Origin of the sequence: Amycolatopsis sp. cmx-11-12 (assembly GCF_046269425.1) — a bacterium.
Classification (GTDB): Bacteria; Actinomycetota; Actinomycetes; order Mycobacteriales; family Pseudonocardiaceae; genus Amycolatopsis.
Genome location: NZ_JADNQM010000009.1, coordinates 11,704 through 30,653, shown reverse-complemented (window position 1 = coordinate 30,653; position 18,950 = coordinate 11,704). Strand labels below are relative to the sequence as shown.

Annotated in this window: 23 protein-coding genes; 8 read left to right on the top strand and 15 right to left on the bottom strand. The window is 66.6% G+C overall.

Annotation, left to right across the window (positions count from 1 at the left end):
- Positions 1-5 precede the first annotated feature (5 nt).
- On the top strand, positions 6-260 hold the full coding sequence (locus tag ACLARN_RS14665; protein ID WP_409491931.1) for a hypothetical protein: 255 nt from the start codon (positions 6-8) through the stop codon (positions 258-260).
- A 97-nt stretch (positions 261-357) separates the two neighbouring features.
- Here ACLARN_RS14665 and ACLARN_RS14660 read toward each other — a convergent pair whose 3' ends face one another.
- Positions 358-660, bottom strand: a complete 303-nt coding sequence (locus tag ACLARN_RS14660; RefSeq protein ID WP_409491930.1) for a DUF1905 domain-containing protein — start codon at positions 658-660, stop codon at positions 358-360.
- 151 nt (positions 661-811) lie between these two features.
- Here ACLARN_RS14660 and ACLARN_RS14655 point away from each other — a divergent pair, with 151 nt between their 5' ends.
- Positions 812-1,153 (top strand): hypothetical protein, encoded by a 342-nt coding sequence (locus ACLARN_RS14655; RefSeq protein ID WP_409491929.1) that lies wholly within the window; start codon positions 812-814, stop codon positions 1,151-1,153.
- Here ACLARN_RS14655 and ACLARN_RS14650 read toward each other — a convergent pair.
- Genes ACLARN_RS14650 through ACLARN_RS14635 form a run of 4 tightly spaced genes read right to left on the bottom strand, consistent with a single transcriptional unit; the run spans position 1,127 to position 4,566 of the window.
- Entirely contained in the window at positions 1,127-1,762 is a 636-nt protein-coding gene (locus ACLARN_RS14650) for a TetR family transcriptional regulator (protein ID WP_409491928.1), read from the bottom strand. The two genes, ACLARN_RS14655 and ACLARN_RS14650, sit on opposite strands and share 27 nt — an antisense overlap.
- Position 1,763: 1 nt before the next feature.
- Positions 1,764-2,972 carry an NAD(P)/FAD-dependent oxidoreductase gene (locus tag ACLARN_RS14645; protein ID WP_409491927.1) on the bottom strand — a complete coding sequence of 403 codons (1,209 nt, stop codon included), beginning with the start codon at positions 2,970-2,972 and terminating at the stop codon, positions 1,764-1,766.
- Between the two features lie 2 nt (positions 2,973-2,974).
- Positions 2,975-3,169, bottom strand: coding sequence for a ferredoxin (locus ACLARN_RS14640; RefSeq protein ID WP_409491926.1), 195 nt, complete (start codon positions 3,167-3,169; stop codon positions 2,975-2,977).
- Positions 3,166-4,566: a fatty acid desaturase gene (locus ACLARN_RS14635; protein WP_409491925.1), complete on the bottom strand. Its 1,401-nt coding sequence runs from the start codon at positions 4,564-4,566 to the stop codon at positions 3,166-3,168. The genes ACLARN_RS14640 and ACLARN_RS14635 overlap by 4 nt, the downstream gene beginning before the upstream one ends.
- Positions 4,567-4,758: 192 nt before the next feature.
- Between ACLARN_RS14635 and ACLARN_RS14630 the strand changes: the two genes are divergently transcribed.
- From ACLARN_RS14630 to ACLARN_RS14620, 3 genes are all read left to right on the top strand, one after another.
- Positions 4,759-5,769, top strand: a complete 1,011-nt coding sequence (locus ACLARN_RS14630; protein ID WP_409491924.1) for a hypothetical protein — start codon at positions 4,759-4,761, stop codon at positions 5,767-5,769.
- 270 nt (positions 5,770-6,039) lie between these two features.
- A complete protein-coding gene (locus ACLARN_RS14625) occupies positions 6,040-6,936 on the top strand; it encodes a hypothetical protein (RefSeq protein ID WP_409491923.1) in 897 nt (298 codons plus the stop codon).
- Positions 6,933-7,388, top strand: coding sequence for an ester cyclase (locus tag ACLARN_RS14620; protein ID WP_409491922.1), 456 nt, complete (start codon positions 6,933-6,935; stop codon positions 7,386-7,388). Before ACLARN_RS14625 ends, ACLARN_RS14620 begins: the two co-directional genes overlap by 4 nt.
- Before the next feature lie 92 nt (positions 7,389-7,480).
- Here the strand turns inward: ACLARN_RS14620 and ACLARN_RS14615 are convergent, their stop codons facing one another.
- From ACLARN_RS14615 to ACLARN_RS14605, 3 genes are all read right to left on the bottom strand, one after another.
- Entirely contained in the window at positions 7,481-8,104 is a 624-nt protein-coding gene (locus ACLARN_RS14615) for an NADPH-dependent F420 reductase (protein WP_409491921.1), read from the bottom strand.
- Positions 8,105-8,148: 44 nt separating this feature from the next.
- Complete coding sequence (locus tag ACLARN_RS14610; protein ID WP_409491920.1) at positions 8,149-8,871, bottom strand: SDR family NAD(P)-dependent oxidoreductase; 723 nt, start codon at positions 8,869-8,871, stop codon at positions 8,149-8,151.
- A gap of 66 nt (positions 8,872-8,937) precedes the next feature.
- A complete protein-coding gene (locus tag ACLARN_RS14605; RefSeq protein WP_409491919.1) occupies positions 8,938-9,873 on the bottom strand; it encodes an SDR family oxidoreductase in 936 nt (311 codons plus the stop codon).
- Between the two features lie 219 nt (positions 9,874-10,092).
- On the opposite strand from ACLARN_RS14605, the gene ACLARN_RS14600 reads away from it, so the two are divergent.
- Positions 10,093-10,989, top strand: a complete 897-nt coding sequence (locus tag ACLARN_RS14600; protein ID WP_409491918.1) for a LysR substrate-binding domain-containing protein — start codon at positions 10,093-10,095, stop codon at positions 10,987-10,989.
- Between the two features lie 62 nt (positions 10,990-11,051).
- Here ACLARN_RS14600 and ACLARN_RS14595 read toward each other — a convergent pair whose 3' ends face one another.
- The 3 genes from ACLARN_RS14595 to ACLARN_RS14585 all read right to left on the bottom strand — a co-directional run bounded on the left by ACLARN_RS14595 (position 11,052) and on the right by ACLARN_RS14585 (position 14,154).
- Complete coding sequence (locus tag ACLARN_RS14595; protein ID WP_409491917.1) at positions 11,052-11,243, bottom strand: hypothetical protein; 192 nt, start codon at positions 11,241-11,243, stop codon at positions 11,052-11,054.
- A gap of 197 nt (positions 11,244-11,440) precedes the next feature.
- Positions 11,441-13,675 carry a catalase/peroxidase HPI gene (gene katG / locus ACLARN_RS14590; RefSeq protein ID WP_409491916.1) on the bottom strand — a complete coding sequence of 745 codons (2,235 nt, stop codon included), beginning with the start codon at positions 13,673-13,675 and terminating at the stop codon, positions 11,441-11,443.
- A gap of 32 nt (positions 13,676-13,707) precedes the next feature.
- On the bottom strand, positions 13,708-14,154 hold the full coding sequence (locus tag ACLARN_RS14585; RefSeq protein ID WP_409491915.1) for a Fur family transcriptional regulator: 447 nt from the start codon (positions 14,152-14,154) through the stop codon (positions 13,708-13,710).
- Between the two features lie 568 nt (positions 14,155-14,722).
- Here ACLARN_RS14585 and cmk point away from each other — a divergent pair.
- Both cmk and ACLARN_RS14575 read left to right on the top strand, forming a co-directional pair.
- Positions 14,723-15,397, top strand: coding sequence for a (d)CMP kinase (gene cmk, locus ACLARN_RS14580; protein ID WP_409491914.1), 675 nt, complete (start codon positions 14,723-14,725; stop codon positions 15,395-15,397).
- Between the two features lie 90 nt (positions 15,398-15,487).
- Complete coding sequence (locus tag ACLARN_RS14575) at positions 15,488-15,922, top strand: HIT family protein (RefSeq protein ID WP_409491913.1); 435 nt, start codon at positions 15,488-15,490, stop codon at positions 15,920-15,922.
- On the opposite strand, the gene ACLARN_RS14570 is transcribed toward ACLARN_RS14575, so the two are convergent.
- From ACLARN_RS14570 to ACLARN_RS14555, 4 genes are read right to left on the bottom strand one after another with little or no spacing between them, the layout of a single operon-like run.
- Positions 15,841-16,548: a class I SAM-dependent DNA methyltransferase gene (locus ACLARN_RS14570; protein WP_409491912.1), complete on the bottom strand. Its 708-nt coding sequence runs from the start codon at positions 16,546-16,548 to the stop codon at positions 15,841-15,843. The two genes, ACLARN_RS14575 and ACLARN_RS14570, sit on opposite strands and share 82 nt — an antisense overlap.
- Positions 16,539-17,306 carry a hypothetical protein gene (locus ACLARN_RS14565; RefSeq protein WP_409491911.1) on the bottom strand — a complete coding sequence of 256 codons (768 nt, stop codon included), beginning with the start codon at positions 17,304-17,306 and terminating at the stop codon, positions 16,539-16,541. The genes ACLARN_RS14570 and ACLARN_RS14565 overlap by 10 nt, the downstream gene beginning before the upstream one ends.
- On the bottom strand, positions 17,303-18,358 hold the full coding sequence (gene thiL, locus ACLARN_RS14560) for a thiamine-phosphate kinase (RefSeq protein WP_409491910.1): 1,056 nt from the start codon (positions 18,356-18,358) through the stop codon (positions 17,303-17,305). Before thiL ends, ACLARN_RS14565 begins: the two co-directional genes overlap by 4 nt.
- Positions 18,355-18,867 carry a hypothetical protein gene (locus ACLARN_RS14555; RefSeq protein ID WP_409491909.1) on the bottom strand — a complete coding sequence of 171 codons (513 nt, stop codon included), beginning with the start codon at positions 18,865-18,867 and terminating at the stop codon, positions 18,355-18,357. Before ACLARN_RS14555 ends, thiL begins: the two co-directional genes overlap by 4 nt.
- Between the last annotated feature and the right edge of the window lie 83 nt (positions 18,868-18,950).

The window sequence follows — 18,950 nt, the reverse complement described above, 5'->3', positions numbered from 1 at the left end:
TGACCATGAGCGAGCTGGACGACCTGCGAGAGCGCGCCGCGGCCGGGGATCGGGACGCCGTCGACGAACTGATCGAACTCGCCGGTGAACGCGGCGACCTGGACGAACTCCGGCGGCTGGCCGACGGCGGCAGCAATGACGCGGCGGACCAGCTGATCGAAACGGCGACCGAGCTGGGTGCGCTGGACGAGCTGCGACGGCTGGCCGGACAAGGGAACCGGACGGCGGCGGAACAGCTGGCTGAGCTCACCGAGGAGTAGCACCTCGTAGCGCCGGGGTCAGCACGGGAAGCGCTACCAGGAGCGCGATGCCGCGCATGACGCCCGCGACCGGATAGGGAACGCGAAGCTTTGACGGTCAGAGATCGATCAGCTCGACAGTCACCTTCGCTACATCACCCTCCTCGAGTCCTTCGGCCTTTCGGACCGCTTTCTTGACCGGCAGCACGTAACTGCCGCGTTTGGAGTCCGGGAAGATCGACGTCTTCCACTTGCTGCCACCGATGCCGACCTGGACGCGCACCGCTCCGAACCCGCGACGCGGGCCGTCGGTGATCTCGCGAATCTCCTCGGAGACGTCTTGGGGCAGGCTGACGAAGGTCCAGGTCTCTTCGCGACGGGCGTCCCACACCCACAGCTCGGCATCGAACATGACGATCATCGGTGGAGCGTCGCATACGGGACCGACAGTTCCTGAAGGCCACCACGGGCACGCCCGGCGGTGTCCCCAATGCGGCATTGGGGGCACTGAGCGTCTCCAATGTGGCATTGGGGCCAGCGGCTCTCGTCGCGGCACCCCCTAACGTGGCCGGGTGGAGTTCGTCGTGATCTTCGGCCCGCCCGCCGTCGGCAAGATGACCGTGGGCGAAGAGCTGTGCAAGCTCATCGCCCGGGCGAAGGGCGGGAGGACGCGGTTCGTGGAGTTGTACGCGGCTCTCGACGAACGGCTCGACCGCAAGCCCAGCAAACGCGACCTCGACTTCTCCCGCGCCAACCTTCTCAAAGTCGACCGCGACTACGTCATGAACACCGACGAAACGACCCGGGTCCGCGCCCAGGACTTGATCGAGCAGCACGATCACCTGCGGATCGACAACATTCGCTTGCCCGCGGCCGAGACCGCGGCTCTAATCCAGCGATGGATGCCGCAGTGAGCGGCTCGTCGTCGCGCCGAGCACGCGCGAGGCCATCCACGCCAGCGCGTCGGCCGTGCGTGCCGGGGTGTCCGACGGCTGCATGATGTGGCTCAGCACCGTGCGGACCACGACATCGATGGCGACGTCGAGCTGCGCGGGGTCCAGCGGTGGGTCGTAGGCGCGCACGCGGCCGCGCAGCATGATCGTCGCTTCGCTCAGCAGGCTTCCGGCGCGGACCGTCAGTAGCGGCAGCAGCTCGGTGTCGGCGCCGTGCGTTGCCGAGACGATGGCACGCAGCAGGAGGTTGTCGTCGGCGAGTTCGAGGACGCCGCGGACGGCGTCGTGGATCGCCTCGACGAGGTCGTCGGGGTGCCGCTCGAAAGCGTCCCGGACGACCGAGAGGAACCGGCCGAGTTCGTGCGAGATCATCGCCTCGGCCAGCTGACTCTTCGAGCCGAGTTCGTTGTAGACGGTCTGACGGCTGACGCCGACGATCTCCGCGAGTTTGCTCATCGTCACCGACGACCAGCCGGAGCGCACGGTCAGTTCGATCGCCGACGCGACGATCGGCAGCCGGTACGGACCACCCGTGACCGCGACTGACGGTGCCTCGTTCATGATCGTCATTCTAAGCGGCCGCTGCCTCGGCGAACGCCAGCGCCTCGGGCCACGGCGCCCGCCTCGCGATATGGCGGCGGTACTTCATGATCTCGCGCGGCCGGTCGACGGTCAGCGCGCCGACGATCCGGTCCCCTCGCCGGTACAGCGCGGTGAACCCGCCGGAAGCCGGGACGGCGGCGACCACCTCGTCCGCGCGCGGGGTGCCGACGAACTGGATCCGATGGTCGTACCAGTCCGACCAGAAGTACGGCACCGGCGCCAGCGCACGCGCCGACTCCGGGGCGAGCGCGTGACGAGCGGCCGCGGCACCCTGCTCCGCGGCGTTCGTCCAGTGCTCCAGCCGCATCAGTTCGCCGTCGAACAGCGGGTTCTCGGCGTGCGCGACGTCCCCGGCGGCGTACACGCCGGGGATCCCGGTCGCGAGGGTCGCGTCGCACACCACACCACCGTCGCGCTCGTGCAGCGGTACCCCGCTCCCGGCCAGCCAGCCGGTGGCCGGGACGACCCCGATACCGGCGACCACCAGGTCCGCGGGCAGTACCTCGCCGGTCGAAAGCCGGACACCGGTCACCACGCCACCGTCGGATTCCAGTCCGGTGACCTGCGTCGACAACCGCAGTTCCGTGCCCGCCTCCCGGTGCAGCGAAGCGCACACCGCACCGGCCTCGGCCCCGACAGAGCGGATGAGCGGGACGTCGAGCGCCTCGACGATCGTCGACGGCAGCCCGCGTTTCCGCGCCGCGGCGGCGACCTCAGAACCGATGAAACCCGCCCCGATGACGACTGTGCGCGCACCGCGGTCGAGCGCGACCCGGACCGCCAGGGCGTCCTCGGCCGTCCGCAGCGTGTGGACCCCGGCGATGCCCTGGCTCCCCGGCAACCGCCGCGCCGTCGCCCCGGTCGCGATCACCAAAGCGTCGTAACCGACCGTCCGCCCGGCCACCGACACCTCGCGGGCGGAGGTGTCGAGACCATCGGCGGGCGCGCCGAGCAGCAGTTCGACGCCGAGTTCGTCCCGCAGCGCGGACTCGCTGTGGAACGGCTCGATCCGCCCGGGGCCTTCCGCGTCGAGGAACGCTTTCGACAGCGGAAGGCGGTCGTAGGGCGGGTGGTCCTCCGCGCCGATCAGCACGATCCGCCCGCGGTACCCGTCCCGGCGCGCGGCCTCCACCGCCCGCAGTCCGGCCAGTGACGCTCCCACGACGACGAGGGTCATGGTCAGTCCCGCAGTTTCAGCGCGAGGACCGGGCAGGAGTCGACGGCCGCCGACAGATCCCGGCGATGCTCCTCACCGGGCCACTCGTCCAGCACCACGACCGTGCCGTCGTCGCCGACCTCGAAGAAGTCGGGTGCCATCGCCTCGCACATGCCCAGTCCGTCGCACTTCGCGCGGTCCGCCTCGATCTTCATCATGCTCCGACCCTTCCCGGTGCCACGAAATCGACCTTCTCCCGCACCCCGCAGTCCGGACAGCACCACGAATCCGGGATCGCCGACCACGGCGTGCCGGCAGGGAAACCCTCATGCGGGTCGCCGAGCTTCTCGTCGTAGACGTAGCCACAGCCAGGGCACATCCCGCCCTCGGTCGCGTCCCCGTGCGTGTCGGTGACGACTCGCGACGGCGCGGTCACGCGGGTTCCGTACCGCGCCAGGATCTTGCCGCGTTTCGACGACTGGATGTTGGCGCGGGAGATGTCGCCGTCGAAATGCGCGAGCACCCGCGGGTCCATCACCCGGCGCCAGACCGGCGGGAACAGTGCCAGCACGATCATCCCGGCGTATCCAGTCGGCAGTACCGGCGATTCCGCGAAATCGCGCAGCGTCTGGTAACGGCGGGTCGGGTTGGCGTGGTGATCGCTGTGCCGCTGCAGGTGGTAGAGCAGGACGTTGGTGGCGATGTTGTTGGAATTCCAGCTGTGGCTGGGATCCACCCGTTCGTAGCGCCGCCGGTTCGGCGGGCCGACCTTCTGCCGCCGCATGCCGTAATGCTCCATGTAGTTCACGACTTCCAACAGCGAGAACCCGATCACCGCCTGGATCACCAGGTACGGCAGGATCCCGACGCCCAGCCAGGCGATCATCGCCGCCCACAGCACCGCCGACATCAGCCAGGCGTTGAGCACGTCGTTGCCGATCCGGAACGGATGCCGGTCACGCCGGGCGTACCGCTTGCGTTCCAGGCCCCACGCGGATTTCAGCGAGCCGAACACCGTACGCGGCCAGAACCGGTAGAAGCTCTCCCCCACCCGGCTGCTCGCCGGATCCTCCGGGGTCGCCACCCGGACGTGGTGGCCGCGGTTGTGCTCGATGTAGAAATGGCCGTAGAAGCTCTGTGCCAGCGCGATTTTCGACAGCCAGCGCTCGTGACTTTCCTTCTTGTGCCCCAGTTCGTGCGCGGTGTTGATGCCGATGCCACCGATGCAGCCGATCGAGATGGCGAGGCCGATCTTGTCCACAACGGACAGATCGCCTCGGGAGATCAGCCAGAACGCGGCCACGAAACCCGCGTACTGGATGGGCAGGAACGCGAAGGTGATCCACCGGTAGTAGCGGTCCTGCTCCAGCTGCTCGATGACGTCGTCCGGCGGATTGTCGCGGTCCAGCCCGGCGATCAGGTCGATCAGCGGCACGACCACCAGGATCACGATCGGCCCGATCCAGAACCACACGCCCCAGCCGGTGGCCGCGTGCAGCCCGATGGCGAGGAACGCGAGCGAGGGGACGACCAGCCCGATCAGCCACAGGTATCGCTTGCGGTCGGTCCATCGGTCGGTCGAGCCCGCCGGGATCGTGCCCGTCATCTCGCTCATCGCACCCTCCTCCATTGGCTGGGTTTACAAAACTGTAGGTGATGTACACCTGGTTTGACAAGTCGTCATGGTTTGTAAATCCACCGTTGCTTCCCTTGGTGAAAAGGTGGCGATATCTTGTCTTTGTTAGGAAACTTACTTAACTTGTAAGGACACGCCGCGATTCACTTCGTCCGCCCCGAAGGAGCGCGAATGCCCCGATCATCCCGCCGGATCCGACCCGCCGCCGTGGCCACCGTCGCCGCGGCCCTGCTGGTCCTGCCCGCCACGACGGCCACCGCGAGCACCACGGCGAACAGCCCCTGGCCAGGCGGTTCCGCCGTCACGAACGCCGATGGCGGAGGCGTCTTAGGCGGCAACCTGAGCGGCCTGTCGTTCGAAGGACAGAACGTCCTGTGGGCGGTGAAGAACGGGCCCGGCACGCTGTACCGACTCGTGCGCAACGGCTCGAAATGGCAGCCGGACACCACCAACGGCTGGTCGTCGGGCAAGCAGCTGCGCTACCGCAACGGCAAGGGAGACCCCGACGCCGAAGCCGTCGTCGCCACCCCGGACGGCGTGGTCGCGGCCACCGAACGCGACGGCGACAAGGACAAGACGAGTGCGCTCAAGGTGCTCCGGTACGACGTGTCCGGCTCGGCCAAGAGCCTCACCGCCAAAGCCGAATGGGATCTGACGGCGGACCTGCCGAAGGTTTCGGCCAACGACGGCCTCGAAGCCGTCTCATGGATCCCGGACAGCGCCCTCACCGCGAAGGGTTTCGTGGATGAGCGCACGAAGGCGCCATACAACCCGGGCACCTACCCCGGCCACGGCACCGGCCTGTACTTCGTCGGCCTCGAGGGCAACGGGATGATCTACGCCTACGCGCTCGACCAGGCAGGCGGGAAGTACACCCGCGTGGCGAGTTTCGCGAGCGGGCTCGACTCGATCATGGAACTCGAGTTCGAGGCGTCGACCGGGCGGCTGTGGGCGGTCTGCGACGACAACTGCGGCGGTGACTCGACGACGCTCGCCGTCTCCGCACAGGGCAAGTTCGCCGTGACGGCCACTTACGACCGGCCGAGCGGGATGCCGGACTACAACAACGAGGGTTTCGCCGTCGCGCCCACCTGCGCCTCGGGAAACAAGCAGGTGGTCTGGGCCGACGACGGGAACGAGGGCGGCCACGCACTCCGGTCGGGCACCCTGTCCTGCGGCTGAACCGGCAGGCACTCCGGTCGTGAGTGGCGAGTCGTGTTCTGACCCGAACGGCACTCACGACTCACTGGCCCGGGCCGCCGTAAAGCCAACACCAGCCCGCCCCCGTGTCGCGAAAGCCACTTTCGGGACATCAGACGCCCCGAAAGTGGCTTTCGCGACACAACCGCTGGACATCACGGAGCCCGTGAAAGCCTCCTTCACTACCTTCAGGGTAAGGAAGGAGACCTAACACGAATCGCCACTCACGACCATCTGCACTAGTTTGTCGGAATGAAATTCGCCTCGCTCGTACTTCTTCCCACTTTGGCCATTCCCTTGCTTCTGCCGTCCGCAGCGCTGGCAGGCGACGGCTGGGAATCGATCGGAACCGGGATGGCCGCCGGTGCCAGCGGCATCGCCGTCCTGAGCCGCGATGACGGCATCGTGGACACGCTCGTCTTACGGGACAACAAGAAGCCGGCCGAGAACCGGGCTGTACGGGTCAGACTCAATCACGGTCAGGTGTCCAAGATTGACCCGATCGTGTGGCCTGGCGAACTCCCGGTCGATCTGGAAGCGGCCGAATCCGTCCCGGGGAAGGCGGGTGAATTCATCGCGCTCGCGAGCAACGGCAAGGGCTTTCACATCGAACTGAACTCCCGGCGGCTGAAAGTGCTCAGGACCTTCCAGGTACCGAAAGGCGACCCGGAAGACAATTATGAGAGTTTCGCCCTGAAAAAGATGAACGGCCGTTTGCTCGCCGTTTGGGCGGACCGTGGCCAGGCGGCCCGTCCGGCAACGCTGTACTCCGCGGAGTTCTCGGTCTCGAAGCTCTCCTTCAAGAAGCCGAAGTCGATCCCGTTCCGCGTTCCCTACCCGGTCGCCGACGTCCGGCACGCCTCGGACATCGAGATCACCGCGGACGACCGCGTCCTGGTCTCGGCGGCCTCCGACCCCGGTGACGATGGCCCGTTCGACTCGGCGGTGTACGACGCGGGCGTGCTCCGATCCGACGGTGCGATCGCCCTCTCCCCCGTCCCGGTGAAGATCGGTGACTTCCCCGGTCACAAGATCGAGGCCATGACCTGTGTCTCGCGCTCGTGCGGCAGCCTGCTCTACGGGACCGATGACGAGGCCGCGGGCGGTAGGCTCCGGATCGCGACCAGGAACACCCCGGAGGACCAGTGATCAACGAAGACCTGCGCGAGCGCCGCCACAAGATCATCGAAGAGCACATGGACACCGAGGTGACCCAGGAGTTCGAGCGCACGCTGGGCACCTTCAACGGCCATCCGCACTACGAGATCATGGCGACCGGGCAGATCTTCGACGGCGACGAAGAGGTCATGGCGTACTACCGCATGACCCGCACGGCGTTCCCGGATCAGCGGCACGACAACGTCCGCTACCACTTCGCCGACGAATCGGTCATCGTCGAGTTCGACCTGCTCGGCACGAACCTCGGCGAGTTCTACGGCCGCCCGCCCACCGGCAAGGCGTTCCGGGTGCCGATCATCGCGGTGTTCTTCTTCGACGAGGACAGGATCACCAACGAGCGCGTCTACTTCGACGCCGCCAGCCTGATCACCCAGGCCGGGCACGCCGAACTGCTGACGATGCTCGCCGCAGGCGAGGTCTGAACCGGCGGCCGTCCACTTCGGCCGAAGTGGACGGCCTCGGTTGTGTGGCAGCCGATTCCCGGCCGGTCGGAGTCTTCTCGGGCAGGACTGGCTCAGCCGGCGAATTCGTTGACGCCGAGGGCGAAGTCCCAGTGGCCGACCCCGTTGCCGGCGAGGCCCATCGTGACCACGCCCATTCCTTCCAGCCAGTGCGCCATTTTCAGGCCGCCGACGTCCAGCGGGCGCAGCCCGAGGCTTTCGATGAATGCCGCCACGTCCGCCTTGGCCTGTGCATTGTCGCCGGCGATGAAGACGTCGGGCTGTCCCTTCTCCAGGACATTCCGGAAGATGGTGTTGAATGCCTTCACCACGCTGGCGCCTGCCGGGGCCACCTTGGCGACCTCCTGCGCGATCGAGGTCTCCTCGCGGTGGGCCAGTCCGTCGGACGTGGAGTTGAAGGGGTTGCTGATGTCGATGATGACCTTGTCCGCGAGGGCGTCTCCGTACTCGGCGACGACCGGGACGACACCGTCGGCCAACAGGGCCGTGATGACGATGTCCCCGGCCGGGACGGCGCCCCACTTGCCCGTCGTGGCGCCGCCGCCCAGTGCCTTGGCCAGGTCATCGGTCTTGGACTGATCGCGTCCCATGACCTCGACGGTGTTGCCGCCCGCCACCGCGAGCGTGCCGATGGTACGGGCCATGTTCCCCGTGCCGATGAGGGTGATGCTGCTCATGAGGTTTGCTCTCTTCTTGTTCTCGAGTGTCACTGAAAGAAGGGTCAGATGGCGGTGGTGCCGCCGTCGGCGACCAGTTCCAGGCCGTTGACGTAGCTGGAGTCGCTGGAGGCGAGGAACAGGGCGATGGTGGCGATCTCTTCGGGGCGGCCCATCGTTCCGCGGGGGATGAGGGATTCGAATGCGGCCCTGGTCGCCTCGTCGAACAGTTCTTCCTGTTTGGCGGTGCCGACCTGGCCGGGGGTCAGGACGTTGACCCGGATCTTGCGGTCGCGCAGCTCGTTGAGCCAGACACGAGCCCAGGCCTGCTGGACGGCTTTGCTTCCCGCGTAGAGGCTCCAGCCGAGGGAGGCGTTGGATCCGGTCATGAAGATCGAGCCGTTGTCGTTGATCAGCGGCAGTGCCTTCTGCACGGTGAACAGGGTGCCGCGCGCGTTGAGCCAGAAGGCGCGGTGGAACTGTTCCTCGGTGATCTCGCCGAGAACGGCGGGTTCACCCATCCCGGCGCTGGCCCACAGCACGTCGATCGAGCCCTTTTCCCGCTTGACGGTGTCGTACAAGCGATCCAGGTCGTCCAGTTCGGCCGCGTCACCCTGGACGGCGGTGACGTCGCGGCCGATCAGCTTGACGGCGTCGTCCAGTGTTTCCTGCCGCCGGGCCTGGATGAAGACATGCGCTCCTTCCTCGACGAACAGTTTGGCGCCTGCCAATGCCATACCGGTGGATCCGCCGGTGATCACCGCTACCTTGCCATCGAGCTTTCCCACGATCACTCCGTTGAATTGATGGATATCCGAAACAGTTCCGTGAATGGCGATTCGTGACCGTGGCCGTCAGCTGCCGGAGAAGTAATGGCCGTTGTCCAAATCGGAGAGCAGGCCGGGCTGAGCGGGTTCCCAGCCGAGGGTCCGGCGGGTGACGAGGTTGGACGCCGGGTAGTTCTGCGTGACTATGTTCGCCAGGAACCCAAAATGTCCCGGCACCATCAATACGTCCGCGGGAATACTCACCGTGGGCAGGCCCAGACGGCTGCCGATGGCCTCGGCGATCTCGCGGAGCGGGATGGCCCCGTCCCCGACCGCGTGCCAGTATTTGCCGGCCGGACCCTTCTCCAGCGCCAGGCGGAACAAGGAGGCGGCATCACGGATGTGCACGGCGTTCCACAGGTTCGCGCCGTCTCCGGGGTAGCCGACGAAACCCTTCTCCTTCGCGAGCGCGATCAGCTGCACGAGGAAGCCGGCGCGATCGGTCGTGCTGTGCGCGATGTTGGCGATCCGCACGATCGAAGACCGCACTCCCCGCTCGGCGAGGCCGACCACCGCAGTCTCCACGACGTTACGAACCCGCAGGGTGCCCTTGTACTCATCGCCGCCGGGAAGTGCCGGATCGTCCTCGGTGACCGGTCGGCCCAGGTTCCCGGACGAGCCGATGCTCCCCGCCGCGACCAGTGGCTTTCCGGTTCCCGCCAATGCCTCGCCGTACGCGAGCATGATCGGGAGTTCCGCGGCGGCCACGGCGTCGATCCCACCGGACGGAAGCAGGTCTTGCCTGTGCGCGACGTGGATGACGCCGTCGGAATCCGCGGCCGCCTCCTTGAGCCCGTCGAGATCCTCGATGTCGCCGCGAAGCACCTTCGCGCCGAGCGCGGACACCGCCGCCGCGGCCGTGTCCGACCGGGCAAGGCCGGTGACCTCGTGCCCGGCGGCGATGAGCTCGGGGATGATGTACGAACCGGAATGGCCGGTCCCGCCGGTGACGAAAACGCGCACGCTCTTGCTCCTTGTGAATGACGCTGTTGCTGCTCATTGAATGACGCGATGGACGGCGCGCAATTCCTGATGTGCTCATTCCGAGCGAGTCGGATTCTGTACCGAATTCGCTCCGGCCCCATCAGTTACCTATTCAGGTTGCCATTGGCCTGAGTGGCTGTCCAAGACCTGTTTCGGCCGTGGTGATAGCTTGGAGGCATCACCGGATCGGGAGGCGCCATGGATCTGGACCTGCGCAAGCTGCGCTACTTCGCCGCCGTCGCCGACCGGTTGCACTTCGGCCGCGCCGCCGATGAGCTGCATATCGCGCAGCCGGCGCTCAGCCGCCAGATCCGCGCGCTGGAGCAGGATCTCGGCGCATCGCTGTTCACCAGGGATCGTCACGGCGTGGCGCTGACCGACGCCGGACGGCAACTGCTGGCCGACGCCGGCCCGCTGCTCGCCTCCGCGGACGCGGTCCGTCGCCGGGTGACCGTGGCCGCGCGTGGCGGCCGGCGGCTGGCGGTCGGCTTCCGGACGGGCATCCCGGTCATCCCGGCGACGCGGGCGTTCGAAGCCCGGCATCCGGACGCGGTTGTCGACGTGCAGCGGATGGAATGGGACGACCAGGCCGCGATGCTGCTCGACGGCCGCGTCGACGTCGGCTATGTGCGGCTGCCGATCGATGAGACCGGTCTGCGCGTGACTCCGCTGTACACCGAGCCGCTCATGGTGGTGCTGCCCGCAGGTCACCGGTTGGCAGGCAAGGAGGAGGTCGCCGAGGCCGACCTGGCCGGTGAGCCGCTGGTCTGGCATGCCGACCCTGGCACGCAACCCACCAGGCGCCCGCTCCCCGACTCCGGGCTCCGGGTGCGCGGCGTGGAGGAGAAGCTCGAACACGTCGCGGCAGGCCGGGGCATCTCGTTCGTGGGTCGTTCGGAGACCGTGTTCTACTCGCGTCCGGACATCAGCTACGTACCCATCCCGGAACTCGCGCCCGACCAGGTGTGCCTCGCGGTGGCGGCAGCACGCACCTCGCCGCTGGCCGACGACTTCTTCGCCGCCGCGCAGGCGACGGCCGAGATCACGGCAGCATGTGGGAACTATGATCTGGGTGCGGCTGTCGATCTTGGCTGACGCTCGGACGAGCGGTGGCGGAGTGCGTCGATCCCGCCACCGTCCGTCCGTTGTTCAGCGGATCACCTGGCTTCGGCCAAGGGTGGGACGACGCAGCAAGCTCCGGTGAAGCATCTGAAGGCGTCCACCCGTGCCTTGTTGGTCCAGTTGTCGAAGCGGTCGATGACGAGGTCGATTTCGCTGCCCGCCTTCGTGGAGTCGATTCCGAGACCGGTGAAGAGCAGACGGACGTTTTCGGGGGTTTCGTTCTTCATGCGACTCGCTCCCAGGCGTTCGGTGTTTCGTCGGCAGCGAAATCGTCCGTCACCAGGGCCTTCGCATCCAGTGCTATCCATCATTCCGGCGTCGTGCTTTTCGACTACGCCGAATGCGTGACGCCGTTCACCCGAACGCGGGCCGGGCCGGCCGCTGAGTGCGGCCGGCCCGATGTCAAGCCGAGTTCAGGCTCGGATCACGCCACGTCGTACCGGTCGAGGTTCATGACCTTGTCCCACGCCGCCACGAAGTCGCGGACGAACTTCTCCTTGGCGTCGTCGCTGGCGTAAACCTCCGCCACCGCGCGAAGCTCGGAGTTCGAACCGAACACGAGGTCGGCACGGGTACCGGTCCACTTGACCTCGCCGGTCGCGGAATCGCGACCTTCGAAGGTCTCCGCGTCACCGGACGCGGAGGTCCACTGCACGCCCATGTCGAGAAGGTTCGCGAAGAAGTCGTTGGTCAGCGACCCCGGCTTCTCGGTGAACACGCCGTTCGAGGACTGCTGGGTGTTGGCGCCGAGGACACGCAGGCCGCCGATGAGGACGGTCAGCTCGGGCGCGCTCAGGTCCAGCAGGTTCGCGCGGTCGATGAGCAGGTACTCCGTCGGGAGACGGTGGCCCTTGCCGCGGTAGTTGCGGAAGCCGTCGATGGTCGGCTCCAGCGCGGCGAACGACTCGACGTCGGTCTGCTCCTGCGTCGCGTCGGTGCGGCCCGGGGTGAACGGCACCGTGACCTCGTGACCGCCGTCCTTGGCGGCCTTCTCGACGGCCGCGACGCCACCGAGCACGATCAGGTCGGCCAGCGAGACCTTCTTGCCGCCGGTCTGGGCGCTGTTGAACGACTCCTGGACACCTTCCAGGGTCCGCAGCACCTGGGCCAGCGTCTGGGGGTCGTTGACCTCCCAGTCGCGCTGCGGCTCGAGGCGGATGCGGGCACCGTTCGCGCCGCCGCGCTTGTCGCTGGCGCGGAAGGTCGAGGCCGACGCCCACGCGGTGGAGACCAGCTGCGATACCGAAAGGCCCGAAGCGAGCAGCTTTTCCTTGAGGGAGGCGATGTCCGCGTCGTCGATCAGCTCGTGGTCGACGGCGGGCACCGGGTCCTGCCAGATCAGCGTCTCCTGCGGCACCAGCGGGCCGAGGTAGCGCTGGATCGGGCCCATGTCGCGGTGGGTCAGCTTGAACCAGGCGCGGGCGAAGGCGTCCGCGAACTGGTCCGGGTTGTCCAGGAAGCGGCGCGAGATCTGCTCGTAGACCGGGTCGACCCGCAGCGACAGGTCGGTGGTGAGCATCGTCGGCGGGCGCTTGAGCTCACCGGTTTCGGGGTCGGGCACGGTGTTCGCGCCCGCGCCGTCCTTCGGCTGCCACTGGTGGGCACCGGCGGGGCTCTTGGTCAGCTCCCACTCGTAGCCGAAGAGGTTCTGGAAGAAGCCGTGGCTCCACTGGGTCGGCGTGGAGGTCCAGGTGGTTTCGAGGCCACTGGTGATGGCGTCCCGGCCCTTGCCGCTGCCGAAGGAGTTCTTCCAGCCGAGGCCCTGCTCCTCGATCGAAGCGCCCTCGGGCTCGGCGCCGACGTACTCGTCGGGGTTCGCCGCGCCGTGCGCCTTGCCGAAGGTGTGACCACCGGCGATCAGCGCGACGGTCTCTTCGTCGTTCATCGCCATGCGGCGGAAGGTCTCGCGGATGTCGCGGGCCGCGGCCAGCGGGTCCGGGTTGCCGTTCGGGCCTTCCGGGTTCACGTAGATGAGACCCATCTGCACGGCGGCCAGCGGGCCTTCGAGCTCGCGGTCACCGGTGTAGCGCTCGTCGCCGAGCCACGTACGCTCGGGACCCCAGTACACGTCCTCGTCCGGCTCCCACACGTCCGCGCGGCCACCGGCGAAGCCGAAGGTCTTGAAGCCCATGGTCTCCAGGGCGCGGTTGCCGGTGAAGATCATCAGGTCGGCCCACGAGATCTTGCGGCCGTACTTCTTCTTGACCGGCCAGAGCAGACGGCGGGCCTTGTCCAGGTTGCCGTTGTCCGGCCAGCTGTTCAGCGGGGCGAAACGCTGCATGCCGGCGCCGGCGCCACCGCGGCCGTCCTCGATGCGGTACGTACCCGCGCTGTGCCACGCCATACGGATCATGAGGCCGCCGTAGTGGCCGAAGTCCGCGGGCCACCAGTCCTGCGAAGTCGTGAGGACGGCGTCGACGTCCTTGGCGAGTTCGTCGAGGTCGACGGTCTTGAACTCGGCGGCGTAGTCGAACCCGGCGTCCATCGGGTCGGAAGTCGCGGAGTGCTTCCGGAGGATCTTCAGGTTGAGCTGGTTCGGCCACCAGTCGCGGTTGCCCGCGCCTTCGGTGGGGTGGTTGCGGCGGCCCGACGAGACGGGGCAGCCGCCCGCGCTCTCTTCGTTCATTTCGCCGACGACGGCGTCCGGGCTGTCAGACACGGGAATCCTTCCGAGAATCAGAGCCGCAGGGCTCAGGAACGAGGTTCGATCGCACGGGTTTCGATAGCACAGTCGGGACACAGGCCCCAGTAGATGACCTCGGCCTCTTCGATCACGAAGCCGTGGTCGTCCGACGCGCTCAAACAGGGTGCGGGACCGACGGCGCAGTCGACGTCGGCGATGACACCACATGATCGACACACGACGTGGTGGTGGTTGTCCCCCACCCGGGACTCATAGCGTGCTACGGATCCCGCCGGCTGGATTCGCCGGACGAGACCCGCGGTGGTCAGTGCCCGCAACACGTCGTAAATGGCCTGGTGAGAGACCTCGCCGAGCTCCGCACGCACGGCACCGATGATCGAGTCGGTGTCGGCGTGCGGATGGTCGCGTACCGCGGTCAGCACAGCCACCCGAGGACGCGTCACGCGCAGGGAGGCCCCGCGCAGCATCCGCTCGAAGTCCTGGGTCGTGGGCACGGCCGCAGTCTGGCCCATTTTCTGGAATGAATCAAGTTCGCGGATCTCGGGCGTGTCTCCGATGGTGACCCCTTAGCCCGAGCACCCCGGGGCCGAGCGGCTCGGCCGTCAGGGATGGCTGCCACTGCTGACGCCGGCTTTGTGGCTTCCGTTACAAGAACCATTCGGAAACTTCACCACCGTGACAAAGAGCCGCCGGAAAGTGTGCCGCCTGCCGGGTTCAACGCCACACGACTGGTCTAGACCGGGACGGTACCGACCACACGAAAGTGCCAAACCCAAAGAATCTTGCGCCCGCGGAAGGGGAATCGCCGCGTGCGAGGCACACTTTTGGCGTACATCAACCACAAAAGTGGTGTACTCGAGGTATCCGACGGGTGAGTGCCTCTCGCCGGAGCGTCGCCACACCGCCCGCTCGCAACCACCGACAACCGTTGGCAGAGCGCTAACTCACGTGTTTCCGCTGCTCCAAGACCGCGAAGAACACTTCGCCTGTAAGCAATTCCGCCGTGGTAGCGTCTGCGCCCTGCTCATCACACGATTGTCCACACACCAAAGGAAAACGACCATGCCCGGACAACACGACAGCACCGTCGTGGCGGTGGACGGGCCGGCGGCGGCGGGCAAGACCACCACCTGCCGGGCGTTGGCGAAGTCCTTCGACCTGCGTTATCTCGAAAGCGGTAGAACCTATCGCATCATCGCTTTCGAAGCGCTTCAACGGGAGATTCCCGTGGGAAACGCACAAGAAATCACCGAACTGTGCGACGAGCTGATTGTCGAGAGCCGTTCAGCGGAACTTTTGACGTCCGAGCGCTACGCCTCGGACAAACTCCGGGCCGCACCGGTCAACGTCGCCGTCTCGGCGGTCGCCAGGATCGCGGATGTCCGGCGGCGTGTCACCAGCCTCATCAGGCTTTGGGCCGAAACCCAGACCCGGTGCGTCATCGAGGGACGCGACATCGGCACCACCATCTTCCCCAAGGCGCCACTGAAGTTCTTCTTGACAGCCACACCCGAAGTCCGGGCACTGCGACGAGTACGCCAAGAGCACGCCGACACCTACGAAAACGTGCTCAAGGACGTCATCCGCCGGGACGAAGCCGATATGTCGCGGGCGGCGTCACCGTTGGTCGCCGCCGAGGACGCCATCCGGATCGACACCTCCGAACTCACCCTCGACCAGGTGGTCAGCCGAATGTCGTCGGCGTGTCGCAAACGAGGCTTAGAGACCAGCCGATAGGGCGAGTAACCTTCTGCTTTGTCTGCGACGAAGCTAACTTGACCACCGGTATGACTTCAAGTGATCGATCAATGACAAGGAGTATTACTGATGGAACCGGCGATGGCGAAGCAGAACGATGCCGAGTCGGCCACCGGCAAATGCCTCTTTTGCCAGATCCACGATCCCGAAGTCAATGACTTGCTGATCGAAGGCCGGGAGATCTATGTCCGCCGTGACAACTTCCCGGCGGCCGAAGGTCATGTCGAGGTCGTCCCGATAAGGCACGTGTCGTCCTACTTCGAACTCACCCCAAGTGAGCATGCCGAAATCTATACCCTGATCAAGCAGGCACGGTACAAGATCGAGGAGCAATTCCAGCCCGACGGGTACACCATCGGGGTCAACGAAGGACGAGCCGCGGGCCGGACGATCGACCACCTGCACATCCACCTGATCCCGCGTTACGAAGGCGACGTACCGGACCCGCGGGGCGGCATCCGCCACGTCCTGCCCGGGACGGATCCCGACGAGTGGCTGGCCTGAGCCTTCACCGCCTCCACGACGAACCAGGTGGCGCGGCCGCTCGGCAGGACACGAACCGAGACGAAGCCGGCGGCGGACAGTTCATCCACGACGGCGTCGGGGCTCCGCAACGAAAACCATCTCGGTGACGAAATCCGCGTGTCCCGCACCCATCCTTCGCCCTCCCCCGCTTTGAGACTGATCGCGGCGGCCCCGCCGGGCGCGAGCACCCGATGGATTTCGGAGAAGGCGACGGGATGCGCCCGCCGCGGCAGATGGAGCACGCTCGCACAAGCCCAGACGCCGGCGAACACCCCGCTCACCAGTGGCAAGGCCAGTAAGTCGCATTGCACCGCACCGAAGAGCACACAGCGACGGCGCGTGTACCTCAGCATCTCCGCGCTGATGTCGCCCGCCAGCACGTCCGCACCGCGCTCGATCAGATACTCGGCATCACGGCCCGCGCCGCAGCCCAGGTCCAGCACTGCGCCAGCGGGCAGTGCCGCGAGAAACCGGTCCAGCTCGAGGTCGAGACCGGGAAATCGCTCCAGCTTGTCCGTGCTCCGGGCGTACTCGGCGGCGCATTCGTCGTAAGACCGGCGATTCCTCGACACGAGTGCGGGCAGGTCGTCTCCGTTCAGGTGCACTCGAAATCCTCTCGCCCGATGGCCATCCCCAGATTGGTCATCTCTTCGAGCAGTTGCCGCCGTTTGAGCACGTCGTACCCTCGGCTGGCGTCGACACTCACGCAGCCGACGAATTTGTTCCGCCCACTCCTGATCGGGGTGACGAAGAGCGCGGACCGATGTTTGAGGGCGCCGAACTCTTCCCAAGACAGGTTCATCACCGATTCCCGTCCCCGCCGGCTTACGTAGTCGTCGTATTTCTCCGGGTCCGTGAGCTCCGCCGCCAGCGGAGCGACGTCGAACCACACCTCACGATCGTGGAGCCAGCACAGCCCGACAGCGCCGACACCTCGTGTCGGCGCGAAACTCCGCGTTGCCGGAAAGGATGACATCCGATAGGAGGAAAGCCGCTTCAGCACACCGTGGATCGGATGCCGCAGGGTCCGTTTCCGCCGCCACACGTGGAGTGCCAGGTCTCCTGTCTCCAACGTGGGCTCGATTTCCGCGCTGATGTCGAGCAACCTGCCGAAGGTGGACAGGATGCGGCGGCGCATCACGACATTCCGGTCCACGAAGGAACGACGGTGCCAGCTCTCGAACGGGGTGAGCGCGCCGAACACTCCGGCCACGACGAGAAAGATCAGCAGCAAGTACGGGCGGCCACTCAGGACATCGTCCCAGAAGGTCCGGGAAGGAACGTTGTAGGCCTTGCCTGCCAAGCACAGGGTCGCCGACAGCAGGACCGCCTTGTCCGCGGCCTTCGCCGTCATCAGTCTCATGCCTGTCTATCGCCCTGGTGCCGCCATGCCTTACCGGGTAGGGCCGAACGGGTGCCGTCCTCGGCCCGCAGAACCACCTCCGGCTCCTCGGTGACGACCCCGATCCGATGGAAACCGAGCGATTCCGCGAGATCGTCCGCCTGGTCGGGCGGAACCGTGAAGACGAGTTCGAAATCGACCGAATCGCCCATGACCAGGCTCAGCGGCTCCACCCGCACGTGATCGGCCACGGCGGCCACCCCGGCCAGGACGGGGACCGCCCTTTCGTCGACGGTGATCCCGACGCCGCTGAGGTCGGCGATACTGAGCAAAGTGGCCTTCAGGCCGTCCGAGGTGTCCTGGCAACTCGTGACCACACCGCTCGCCCCGAGTGCGAGTCCCTCGTCGATCCTCGCCACCGGCCGTTTCCAGTGGGCGAGCATCGGCGGAAGCAGCCTGTCGATGGCCTCGTCCGAAGCGTCGGACCTCAGGTATGCCATCGCGGCACCGGCTGGCCCCGTCGGCGCCGTCAGGCAGACGACGTCACCGGGTTTCGCCCCGGACCTCAGCAACGCACGACCGGCCGGGCACACCCCCAGCGCCGACGCCGACAGGATCAGGCGTTCCGCGCCACCGATGTCACCACCCACGTTGTGACAACCGAAGGCCGCACAGGCGTCGCGGATGCCCTCCATGACCGAGCCGAACAGCGCGTCGTCCATCTCCGACGGATACCGGACGACCGAAAGCAGGCCGATCGGCTTCGCGCCCATCGCCGCGATATCGCTCAGGTTCGCCGCCACCAGGTAGTAGCCCAGGTCGTACTCGTCGAGGTGACCCATCTCGTACAACCGGAACTTGGGGCCGCGGATGTAGTCGCTGCCCACCACGAGGTCGTGGCTCCCGGCCAGCCGGAAGACCGCGCAGTCGTCCTGGTCGTCGGCCCCCGTGGTCAGGTCCACCCGGCTGCCGTCCGGGGACGAGACCGGGGCGAATTCGCCCGTCTGCCGGGCGAACAACGGCACGATGGTCTCGGCGATGCGGGTCGGTTCGTCCGAGAATTTCTCACTCACCAGTGGTCCACCATTCGCATGGTCCGGCGGAGTTCCTCTTTCCGCATCACCACCGCGTAATCCCACTCAGGGTCTTCGATCGCCAGCACCGCTCCGACGATCGAGCGCAAATACTGCCTCTTCTGGTCCCCGGTCGGCCGATAGACCCGGATTTTGTCACGGTATACCCGAAGGAAATACGCCGAAGACGGCCACGGCGGGAGGGCGAGTTCACCGAGTGAACCCAGATCCTCGTAGGCGAGGGAATCCCCGATCAAGAGGTCGTCCACGCGATCCCCGTCGACCGGGAGGAAATGCAGATGCGCGTGCGTGATGCAGGCGTGGCTCTCCTGGCCGTCGCTCGACCCGTGCTCCAGGATCAGCGGCTCACCGAAGGTTTCCCGGTACAGCGGGACGAAGTCGGCGAGAAAGTCGCGCACCTCCGCCGCATGGAGGGAAAGTACCTGCGCGAAGGACAAGTAGTGGTCCGAAGGCAACAGCAGGAGGTGGCCGAGGGCGAGCGGCGACATGTCGGCCAGTAATGTCAAACTTTCCGTTGACCATATTAGGCGGGACGGTGGATCGCCTTCGTAGAAACGGGCGAAGGACGTGT